The sequence below is a fragment of the Actinomycetota bacterium genome, assembly GCA_018334075.1.
GTDB lineage: Bacteria > Actinomycetota > Coriobacteriia > Anaerosomatales > UBA912 > JAGXSC01.
In genome coordinates this window covers 1-11,220 of sequence record JAGXSC010000061.1, presented here as the reverse complement: position 1 = coordinate 11,220, position 11,220 = coordinate 1, and the positions used below count along the sequence as shown (strand labels likewise).

Annotated in this window: 9 protein-coding genes and 1 tRNA gene; all 10 read left to right on the top strand. The window is 58.2% G+C overall.

The features are described from left to right. The coding region (locus KGZ89_07950; protein MBS3974779.1) for a hypothetical protein at positions 1-2,544 on the top strand (2,544 nt) is incomplete at its 5' end. Between the two features lie 77 nt (positions 2,545-2,621). After that, positions 2,622-3,077, top strand: a complete 456-nt coding sequence (locus KGZ89_07945) for a septum formation initiator family protein (GenBank protein MBS3974778.1) — start codon at positions 2,622-2,624, stop codon at positions 3,075-3,077. A gap of 138 nt (positions 3,078-3,215) precedes the next feature. Further along, positions 3,216-3,617: a DUF501 domain-containing protein gene (locus tag KGZ89_07940; protein ID MBS3974777.1), complete on the top strand. Its 402-nt coding sequence runs from the start codon at positions 3,216-3,218 to the stop codon at positions 3,615-3,617. Beyond that, positions 3,618-4,592, top strand: a complete 975-nt coding sequence (locus KGZ89_07935) for a Ppx/GppA family phosphatase (GenBank protein MBS3974776.1) — start codon at positions 3,618-3,620, stop codon at positions 4,590-4,592. 43 nt (positions 4,593-4,635) lie between these two features. Continuing rightward, positions 4,636-4,722, top strand: a tRNA-Leu gene (locus KGZ89_07930). 79 nt (positions 4,723-4,801) lie between these two features. Further along, positions 4,802-5,458 carry a cobalamin-dependent protein gene (locus tag KGZ89_07925; protein ID MBS3974775.1) on the top strand — a complete coding sequence of 219 codons (657 nt, stop codon included), beginning with the start codon at positions 4,802-4,804 and terminating at the stop codon, positions 5,456-5,458. Then, positions 5,459-6,622, top strand: coding sequence for a tetratricopeptide repeat protein (locus KGZ89_07920; protein ID MBS3974774.1), 1,164 nt, complete (start codon positions 5,459-5,461; stop codon positions 6,620-6,622). After that, positions 6,622-8,730: a beta-galactosidase trimerization domain-containing protein gene (locus KGZ89_07915; GenBank protein MBS3974773.1), complete on the top strand. Its 2,109-nt coding sequence runs from the start codon at positions 6,622-6,624 to the stop codon at positions 8,728-8,730. The genes KGZ89_07920 and KGZ89_07915 overlap by 1 nt, the downstream gene beginning before the upstream one ends. A gap of 84 nt (positions 8,731-8,814) precedes the next feature. Next, positions 8,815-10,182 (top strand): GGDEF domain-containing protein, encoded by a 1,368-nt coding sequence (locus KGZ89_07910; GenBank protein ID MBS3974772.1) that lies wholly within the window; start codon positions 8,815-8,817, stop codon positions 10,180-10,182. A gap of 124 nt (positions 10,183-10,306) precedes the next feature. Then, positions 10,307-11,220, top strand: a 914-nt coding sequence (selD, locus tag KGZ89_07905) for a selenide, water dikinase SelD (GenBank protein ID MBS3974771.1), incomplete at its 3' end; no start/stop codon positions are given.

Genomic DNA, 11,220 nt, shown 5'->3' with positions numbered 1-11,220 from the left:
CCTCAAATTGCAGCCGCGACCGTAAGCGTCGCAGGAGTGGATTACCCAACAACACTCACATACCATGTCGATTGGGTCTGGGGCTACGACTACGACACGCCTGTAACAGATCTCACGCGAGCAGATATCTTCGCCGATATTCCCGATCTACCTCCAGGTATTTACACCGTGATCGTAAGGGCACAAGACTCGCTTGGAAACGTCTCGACCAGGCAGTGGAGTGTAGTGCGCTCGGCACACATAACCTTTAGCGACCTTCGCCCCTTACCTTCATCGAGGACAACACACGGAGCCGAAGTCAGCGCCCGAATCTCAGGTCCTAACCTTGACCCGGCAAGTATCGTCATGATGATCGACGGCGCGATAGTTCCTCACACATGGATACCGGACGCGGTGCCCGGCTCGGGCGTTGCGGTTTCCACTAGAGCGCTTCCGCTTCCGCCAGGAACCAGAACCGTAAATGTTTCGGCAGGAGATGCTCTGGACAGTCTTCCTGCGCCGCGCACTTGGTCTTTTTCTGTCGAAACGCCCTGGAGATTTAGGTGGATTTCTCCTGCCAGTGGAAGTGCCACAACTCAAACCTCGATACCTGTATCGGGGAATGTAGAGCTTCTGCAAGCAGTCAATCCGGACCTGGTCAGGATCGAATACAGAGAGGCCAACGTCGGACGACCAGCAGGGCCATGGGTCTTACTGCCCGCGCAATACAATGCTAGCACCCGCTGGATATCAGGCGTATTCAACGCTCTTCAAACAGAAACCCGTTATGAGATTCGTTTTACAGCAACCGGTCCAGGTTGTCCCGCATCTGCTGTTATAAATATCTTTATAGATTCGGCAGAGCCTAAAATGCAGGCTGGTAATTTCGACTGCAATGCTTGTCATTGGGCTTTTCATACCCCCAATCCTGGACAACAGTCTAACTGTAGCACCTGTCATGGGTGGGGCTGTAGCGGTAGCGGGTGCCACAGCGATCATGAGCCAGTATTTTTAGCAAACTGTCTTTCCTGTCATACGACGGCCGTCACGCTTGCACCAAACTTGCAAAAAGGTGGACCAATAGTTACTCGCGCGCATATCCATACCCCGCTGCGGGAATCTGAGCGCCACGCCACTACAAGCTCGTCCCAGTGCGGACTTTGCCACGACCGAGCGATTACCACGGAGCACAGAGGGCTTACAACCCGAGCGGGCCAGCCCTTTACCTGCCTTACGTGCCACGCTGGGCCTTCAGGATCGGTTCCTGCCTTTGCTATCCTGCCGGAGGGATCTTCCGGAGTATCAGGGCAGTCTTTATCTGGAGATTCAGGGGAAGTCTCGGCGCAGCAAGTCTCGGCGATGAGTGTGACCGAGCCTTTTGCATGTGAGACCTGTCATGTGGGAGCCGGCCACGATGCACTTCACGACGGAGGGCTCGCACCCTTCCCCGCAAGTTGCGGTGCGTGTCACGTCTCAAACCTTATTCCTGAACACAACGGAGATTGCGCCCTTTGCCACGCTCCAAACGTCGATATCACGATATCTACAGCGGTTGCCAACAACGATGTCAGGTGCAACACCTGCCACCCCGGGCTTCACGTAAGGACATGGGGAGCTCCTGACTACTACGCTCCAGATACAAGAGCAGGTCCTGGCGGCAGAGGTGATTACTTGAGATGGGTAGGGGATAACCCCACATCGCCTGGAGTACACGGAGGATATAAAGCCACAACCGCCAAGTGCGGAGTGTGTCACTCTGTCCATAGAGCAAGAGGGGATGGGATATTCCTGCTAAACACTCAAGATGCCACCTGCACGGGGTGTCACAGGGCTGGGGCTTCTACGGTCACAAACGTCGTTATAACGTGGGAGGCCGGAGGACCTCACGGCTCTGGAGATAATGCTGCTTGCACCTCTATCGGATGTCACCTGAACAACCCGCATGGTGTCGGAGGCTCGCAGTATCAAGTCATCTCTCAGAAGCTTTTGAACCCGGCAACCGATGCGCTGCTTACAACAGCGCTTGCAAGCCCTAATCTTTCAGGCATCACGACAACCGCCCTTTCGGGCACCGTTTGGCCCGATTCAACAGAGTCGCTCGTTCGCACCGGATACAACTGCAACCTTTGCCACACCTCCACGATGCTTGCGGTGGTGGGAAGCTGGACCGTTGATGGGGAGACGCGGTGGTGGGCGGAGAATCGCCACCAAAACATAGGTGATCACACACCTGTATCGAAAACAGGACATCCAACTGTAGGCTCTACTACAGCTACGAGCAGAGCCGGTCTTCCGATCGCATGGGCTCCTGTAACAGATTGCGAGAGCTGCCACGACCAAACCGATAGCTCTACCAGAACAGGCTATACCTTCCCGCACTCCCAAACTCCAAGGGGCACTAGCGTCACAGGAACTTCCAGAGCATGGCTTTGGATGAGTTGGGCAGGATCTGCAGGAGCTACAAGGCAACCTGTCGCATCCGAAGAGCAAAAGGCCTTTGACGGCAACTGCCTGAAGTGTCACAGGAGCGCAGAGGCAACAGCTGGAGTTGGCATCACCTACTAGGTCATGTGATAAGATGCGTGTAACGCGGCTAAACTCGCGGCATATATTGGGTCGGTTCGCACACACCACATAGGCACATGAAATCGAAGAATAAGTCGTACAAAGGAACCCGATCGACCAGGAAGGCCGTCTCGAAAAAAGGACGGCGTTCGGGTCGGCGCATCCCTGTAGTTCCCTTGGCGCTAGTGGCAGTTCTTGTCGCAGCCGCCTGGTTTTTCTACCCGGTCGCTCGCCTTCAATATCAAGCCTTGCGGGAAAAGGAAGTCCTCGCCGCCGAACTCAACTACGTTCAGGAGCGCAATGCGGCCATCCGCGAGGAAGTTGATCAACTCAACACTCCCGAAGGAGTCGAGATGATCGCGCGCGAGAATCTGGGGTTGGTAAAAGAGGGGGAGAATGTGTATGTAGTAGTTGACGGCGCTGCCGCAACAGAGGGGGTGCCCGCCGAACTTTCTGTCGCGAGCTCTGCTCAGCAGATGCCCGCCGGGCTTTGGCGTCGCGTGCTCGACTTTATCTTCGGCTTTGACGGGTGATCTCAAGTGGCAGTTTTCTGTATCGAGGAGTCCACTGGTTTCTCGGAAGTGGATGCCATCCTAGTCGCTGGCCAGCTTGACCGTAAACCACGCGGGAGTTGGTCGGTAAGGACTCGGTGCATCTACCAAAGGCCTGCGGTGATCGCTACCGCTCCTCAGTTGGAGGACGGCACATATTTTCCGACGCTTTTCTACCTGACCTGCCCATGGTTGGTCCTCTACATTAATGGGCTGGAGAGCACGACCGCGGTTTCTGAGTGGGCCGAGAAGCTCGCCACAGAACCGGATCTGCGCAGCCGTATGATCGCAACAGACGCGCGATATCGGGCAATGCGCGCAAGCTTCGCGGGCGGAACCGACCCGACCCCTGATGTCGGCATCGCGGGACAGAGAAGCCCGCTTTCCACCAAGTGCATTCACGCCCATGTAGCGACATATCTGGCGGGACTCGACGATCCTGTTGGCGAGAGCGTGGTTTCCTCAATGACCGCCTGTTGCTGCCCGTCAGATCTATGCCGCACCTACCTGGAGGACGCGTAGATGGCGCAGGAAGCCGTTCGCATGGCTGCTATAGACATCGGAACGGTCACCACTCGTCTGCTCATCGCCGATGTCGGACCCGGGGTATTGACCGAGGTCGCAAGAAGCGCCGATATCACTCATCTTGGAGAGGGTCTAGCCGAGTCACAGAGCCTCTCGGATGAAGCGATCACAAGGGTCGCCGATGTGCTTGGAGTTTACCGCGCGAAGATCGAGGAGGCGGGGGTCCGCCAGGTTATTGCGGTAGCGACTTCAGCGGCGCGCGACGCACTCAACTCGGCGACGTTTATATCTGCGGCAACCACATCGGGGGTTCCCGTTTCAATCATCAGCGGAGAGAGGGAGGCTTATCTGTCGTTCGCGGGTGCTACCTGGCAGCTCGAGGACTCGCGGATACTCCTGAACGACATTGGCGGCGGCTCAACAGAGATTGTATACGGAAGAGCAGGCTCGCGCTCAGGCCGCACAGAGCCAGAGGTTGAGCGTTCGATGTCGATCGACGTTGGTTCCCGGCGCATCACCGAGATGTTCTTTCACGGCGATCCGCCCACCTCAGACGAGCTAAGGGCAGCGCGCGCAGTGATCAAAGGCGAGCTAGCTCGGTTTTTTGAGGATGCGCCGATGCGCCCTGACATGCTCGTTTCCGTTGCGGGTACCGCCACCTCGCTTGCGTCGGTGAAACTTCAGATGGCGCAGTACGATCCGGCGCGGGTACATGGGTCGACTCTTACCCGGGAGGAAATCTCTACGATGCTTGCGCGCTTATCGGCGATGAGTATTGAAAGCCGCAAAGGGGTAGTCGGACTTCATCCAGGCAGGGCGCCGGTGATCGTCGCAGGCGTGATGGTTCTCGATTGCATTATGGAGCTTTCCGGCGTGGACTCAACTATGGTAAGCGAGCACGACATCTTGTATGGGATACTTTTAGATGTCTATGCTACTAAAAATGACCGTTTCGGTCCGGCTGGAATATGATATATAGTCTGCCCGGTATTGTTCGTGCGCGAAGTGTTCGAATGGCGGTGTATCCGAATTGGCACAGGAGGGGGCCTTAAAAGCCTCTGGCCGAAAGGCCGTGTGGGTTCGAGTCCCACCACCGCTACCACTGGAGATTATCGCGCCCCGCAGTTGACGGCGAGCGCTTATGGCTAAGGGATCACGCATTGGGACACGTGGAGGTGAGCATGGCTGAAGACCCGGCTGCACGCCTGTTCAAGGCGCTCATCAGCTGTGATCCAGGTGATGCTATTGCCGTGATCGAGAGCGTGCGCAGCAGCGGTGTCCCGCAGGATCGGATTTTTGACGCCGTGTTTGTCCCGGCGATGTCGATGCTTGGGGGCGCCTGGGCGGAAGGATCTGTTGGCGAGCTGGAACTTGCTCAATCGGCAGTAGTAGCCGAGCAGATCACAAGCTTTGTCGTGCCGTCTGTGCCCGCCAAGGACACAGGTGTGACGATCCTTATAGGTACAGTACATCGCGATGAACACTCGATTGCGAAGAACATCATCGGCGCTGCGCTAAAAGAGGCCGGGAATCGAGTAGTTGATCTCGGCGTTTCGGTTAGGCCATCGGAGTTTCTCGAGCGTCTTGAAGAGACGGGCGCAAAGATTATCGTTGTGACGGCAGAGAGTATCGCTACCGCCGAGGAGTGTGTTCGGGTGAGGGAGTCCCTGAACGTGGCCGGGCACGAGGGCGTGATGCTTCTGGTTTCGGGAGGGCCCTTTACCGCCGATCCCGGCCTTGCCAGACGCATCGGCGCGAACGGACTGATCACGAGTGCCGAAGGCGCTATCAAGGTCGTCTCTCGCATGATGCGCGATCGTCTGGGAGGTGAGGCGTAGGTGGCGGATCGCCCTGTATACGCCGGAGTCGCAGAGGGGCTTGCTCGCCAGGGGCACATCCAGTCAGCTGTCGAGGCTTGCTACAAGACCCTTGAGGCGGACCCATCGGACGTCGATATTCACTGCTTGCTCGCCGAGCTGATGTTGTCGGGCGATTTCTACCAGGAGGCGATCGCTTCGGCGAGTCGCGCCATCGAGTTGGATCCTTCCTGCGCGCCCGCGTACCTCGTGCTTGGACTCGCGTACGACCGGGCGGGTGGCATGTGGGACCAGTCCATCCTGGTTTGGCATGAGCTTGCCGAGGTGGAGCCCTCATTGGTCACGGCTCACGTGCAGTTGGGAGAGGCTTTCTCGGCGGCCGCATTCGACGAGCAGGCGATAGACTCATGGCGCCGAGCTCTCGAGTTGAATCCCGCTGAGGCAAGGGCTATGTATAACCTTGCGATTGCCGCTCTGAAGAAGGAGGGAATGGCCACCGCGCTTCCCGGGTTTCGCAAGGCAGGTGAGCTGGACTCGAGTCAGGATGACCTGTTCTTTGCGTTAGCGGGGGTGTTTGATGACGGAAACCCCGCACCTGATCCTTCGGAGGTTCCAAATAACCGGCAATCACGCCTTGATGCAGCCGGAGCGCTCGCTTACGAGGAAGACTATTTTAGCGCCGCCGATTTGTTGCGACTGATCCTCGATGACAACGCCAACGATGCGGATGCGCTTGGGCTTGCGGCGTACCTGTACTTGAAGCAGGAGGCGGTCAATGAGGCCATGGCGTGCGCACTTCGGGCGTTGACGATCTCAACCAGAGTTCCTACCGCGGTCTATGTGCTCGGAGTCGCGCTCTCGAAGTTGCCTGGGCTGAATCGTAACGCGACAAAAATCTTCGGTGTACTGGCCAAAGCGGTTCCTTCGCACGCGATGACACACGTCCTTTTCGCCGAGTCTCTTCTCGGCTCGCAGCGCTACGAACACTCGGCTGCCGCTTACAGGGTGGCCCTCTCGCTCGATCCGGCTTGCGTCAGGGCTCGGTTTGGCCTGGCGGCCGTGCTGCTGACAGAGGGCGAGTACTCTGCAGCCAGCTGGGAGATGCGCCGCGCCGCCTATCATGACACGCGCAGGCAAAGATTGTTTTGGGACCTTTTTGACGCCTATAAAGCGAGGAGGTCATAGTGCCTACCCGCCAGGGAAGTGAAGACAGACGCTCCAACCGCGCAAAGCGCTCGGTTCAGGCGCCTGAGCCCAAGGTTGTACATTCGCCGCCTGCGGAAAGCGAAGATGCGGCTCCGGTGGAGGAGCTGGAACCGGCCGCGTCGCTCTCTGCAGAGGTGGCAGAGTCCGCGCCGGCGACTCCGGCGGGCAACGAGCAGCCCGAGGCGGCTGTGTCGGCCGGGAAGAAGGCGTTGCGCCGCAATCCGCTCTTTCCCGTGGGCGTGAATTACCATCCCGTCAACTCGGAGTCCGATGGATGGGAAGAGTGGTATCGACACGATTTCGTATCGGATTTCGAGAAACTTGCCGCGGCCCGGTTCTCGCTGGTGAAGGTGTTTCTGTCGTGGAAGGTCCTCGAGCCTCAGGTTGGCCAGTATGACGAAGAGTCGCTGGAGCGGTTCGCAGACCTGCTGGCTTCGGCGAGGGAAAATCGCTTGCAGGTGATCGTGTGCTTCTTCGCGGATGACCGTCACGCCGAGCTTGCCGAGGTCTCCTGGGGGAAACGCCGCGATCCGCGGACCGATCAGTACCTCGTTTCTCGGCAGATGGCTTTGGTGCAAAAGATCGTCAATCGCTTTAGAGGCGAGTCGGCGATTTTTGCATGGGAGTTGGCGAACGAGGCATTTCTTTCCGGTTTTAGCAGCTTGTCCGACCTCGAATCGTGGGCGACCTCGATGCGCGAGGCGGTGCGAGAGATCGATCCTCGCCGACCGGCCACGCTCTCGCTCGACGTTAGTACCTACCTCAAGCGCACCGGCCTCGACGCCGGGCAGGTGATCGACAGATGCGAGTTCGCCGTAACCCATGCGACGACGGATTATCGTATATTTGCCGCCATTGGCCCGAGCTCGGAGACCGCCGGTTCTTGGCTCGACTCTTTTCTCCTGAGGGCTGCCGCGCGCGGTTTGCCAGTGTTGATGGACGATGTGGGTCCGGCCTCGCTCGAGAGTTCGCCCGCCGAGGAAGCGGCGCAGGTGCGCACGGCGCTGTACTCGGGGCTGATGAACCGGGCGGCAGGCGTGGTATTGCGCCGATACAAGGACATGGATACCGATCGCCGCGAGCCATACTACTGCGATCCGTTTGAGGCATTGGTTGGAATCGCCGATAAAGACGGTCGCTCAAAAACCACCTTTGGCGAGGCGGAGTCCTTCATCAGGGTGGTTGCCGGCATAGATCTGCGTCACTACAGGCAGACCCCGGAGCGAGTCGCCGTTATGCTGCCATCTGAGGTGCGGCGATCACTGCCGAGCATGGCGGGGTTGTATACACCCAGATCGTGTTTTCGGGCATACATAGCTGCGAAAGAGGTGCATCTGCCTGTAGCCGTCACCCACGAGGGCGATCCTGTAGGTGAGTATGCGATGCTTGTGGTGCCCTCGGTTTTCAGGCTTGAAGACTCCACCTGGGAAGAGCTTGCGGGATTTGTCCAATCGGGCGGCTCGCTGGTGATGTCTTACGGAGGCGGAGACACTCATCCTGCGGCACGCGAAATATTTGGCGTAGAGTTCCTCGGCGATGCAGGTGCCAGGGAGTCGCTTTCATGCCGAGTCGCGCAAAGTGAGGTGTTCGGCGCGCTGAGGTCGTTCGATGTTTCAGCGGAGATACCACACTTCGCCCTGCTCGGAAGTGCTGGAGCCACAGTGGTCGCAACTGATTCCAAGGGCAGCCCATTGTTGACTCTCAATGGATTTGGACAGGGAAAAGCGATCTTCATCGCCGCTCCGGCCGAGAGGGCCATCGCCCAGGCAGGCCCTTGGACGGCGCCTTTGGCTATCGGGAGCATGCTTCGTGAGATATATGGCTCGGTCGCGCGAAAAACAGGATGCGCTCTTCCCATGTCATGCGACCGTCATTCAGTCGAGGTCGCTCTTTTCTCCGGTGAAAGCGACGACGTTGTCGTGCTTTTCAATCACGCGCGCGAAAAGAGTGTCGTCACGTTGACTTTCGAGCGCAAGATTGCACACATTGCCGATGTGCGGGGAGGCCGGCCCGTGATGGTCAACGATCTTTCATTTGGCTTGCCTGTCGAGGGCGGCGCGGGAACGGCGTTGCGGATTACATACTAGTATCGACGCACCGTTATGTATGACGGGGCTTCGGTGATAGACTTTACGTAAGTGATAATCGGGAAGAAGTGAGGTATCTCCGAGGTGACGGACGAGCGTTTCAGCGGAACAACGAAGTTTTTGTTGCAATCATGGCTTGACTTAAGTGATGTCATCGAAGCGCATCCTGAGATAAAGAAGCTGTTATTCGATCCGGTGACCGGCTTGCCGACAACCCCGCTGCTCTTTCCCAGGATTCGCATGCTGATCGAAGAGCGAGGCGAGGTCTCGCTGCTCGCGCTCAACGTGGTCAGATACTCGAGGATCGAAGAGATTTACGGCTGGAAGGTATTCGACGATGTCATGCGAAAGATCGCTCATGCCCTTGAGTCGATAACCGGCACGATCCTGCGTGATTCGGATATAGTGGCCGAGCTCATGGTCGCCGGAAATGCCTTCGTGGTTGTACTTTCGCCGCCGAGAAACTCCTTGCACATGGACCCGGAAGCGCGTCAGATGATCGCGGAAAAAGTCGAGACAACGGTGCGTGAGATATTGGCGGCAGAGGTGGATCCGTCCGTCTATCGCCGGTTTGGTTGCTATGTGGGCGGATCGACAATAAACGATGAGCCCAACGTTCGCCTGGAGCGTCTGGTTCACCTGGCGCTGGACAGGGCGTTGAGTGATTCGGGCACGCGGGAAGCGGTCGATGCGAGCTATCGTGCGGAGCGGCTTAGATACATTCTGGCAAAGGAGCAGGTAACAACCTACATCCATCCGGTCCTCAAGCTTGACGACATGTCTGTGGTTGGATATGAGGCGCTGTCGCGCGGCCCGGCTAACACGGAGTTCGAGCATCCCGATAAGCTTTTCCGCGTCGCGTACGATGAAAATCTGGTTTTAAGCCTGGAGCGGCTGTGCAGAAAAAAAGCGCTTGAAGCCGCGGCTTCGATGCCTGAGGGGCGCCTGATGTTCATCAACATCGAGCCCGATGCAGTGACCGATCCGGAGCTACGCGAGATCATGACTACAACGCTCTTGTCTTGCTCGGGGATTACCCCTGAAAGGATCGTTTTGGAGATCACCGAGCGCACTGCGATAACGGACTTCGTGACTTTCAGGGCCACGCTTGAGTATTTGCGCGCGCTTGGATTTGGTATCGCGATAGATGACGCTGGCGCCGGCTACGGATCCTTGCAGTGCCTCGCTGAGACCTGTCCAGAGTGGCTGAAGGTGGACATATCGCTTGTGCGCGGGATCGACTCCGATGAAACGCGTACACAGCTTGTTGCGAGCCTGGTTCAGTTCGCCGAGAAGATGAATGTTCGGCTGATAGCTGAAGGCATTGAGACGGTAGAAGAGCTGCGCGCACTGAAGAACTTGGGGGTCAGGTACGGGCAAGGCTTCCTGTTTGCGCGGCCCACAGCGGATTTCCCTGCCGATGAGGAGTTTACCTCGTTTTGTAATGTATGAGGCCGCAGTCGTCTGCTGGGCGGCCGCGTGAGCGACAAAGGGGCGTGAAATGGATCCGGTCCGTCTGACCCAGCTGTCCAGTAAGGCGGGTTGAGCAGCCAAATGGGGTCCGGGTGACCTCGCGATGTTGCTGAAAGCACTCGATTCTGACCATCGCACCGAGCTGGTCGTGGGCTTTGAGACGATGGATGACGCCGCCGTGTACCTTCTCGGCGATACGGCGATATTGCTCACGGTGGATTTTTTCACGCCCATGGTCGATGATCCGTATGATTTTGGGCGTATTACCGCCGCCAACGCGCTCTCTGACATTTACGCCATGGGCGGAAGGCCGCTTACCGCGTTGAACTTACTGGCGTTTCCGTGCTCGATGGATCCCGAGATCGTTGCGGCTGTACTTCGAGGAGGCGCCGACAAGTGTCGCGAGGCTGGAGTGATTGTCGCCGGCGGTCACACGATAGATGACAAGGAACCAAAGTACGGCCTATCGATCATGGGAACCGCTGAGCCCGGCAAGGTTGTGAGGAACATCGGAGCCCGCGGTGGAGACGCGCTTGTGCTGACCAAGAAGATCGGCGTGGGCATTATGAACACGGCGCTGAAAGGCGGGCACGAAACGGAAGAATCGCTTTCCGAGGTGATTGAATCGATGGCCCGCCTCAACAGGAACGCGGCGGAAGCGATGGTGCATACCGGCGTGAATGCGGCCACTGACGTGACAGGCTTTGGGCTGGTCGGGCACATCCGCGAAATGGCGCTGGGCAGTCAGTGCGCCGCGCGCGTGTCCTTGGCAAAGGTGCCGGTTTGGCCTGGCGCACTCGACTACTCGCGTGACGGCGTCAGGCCCGGACGCACCGATGACGTTCTCGCCGATATCGGCGACGCGATCGACTGGGGTCCCGCCGACGATGGGTGGCGGGGGGTCCTGGCCGACCCGCAGACAAGCGGCGGCCTGCTGATGGCGGTTCCCCCGCAACGACTGGAGGCGCTCCTGTCCGCGCTCGAGGAGCGCGACGAGCCAGCCGTGGTTATCGGCGG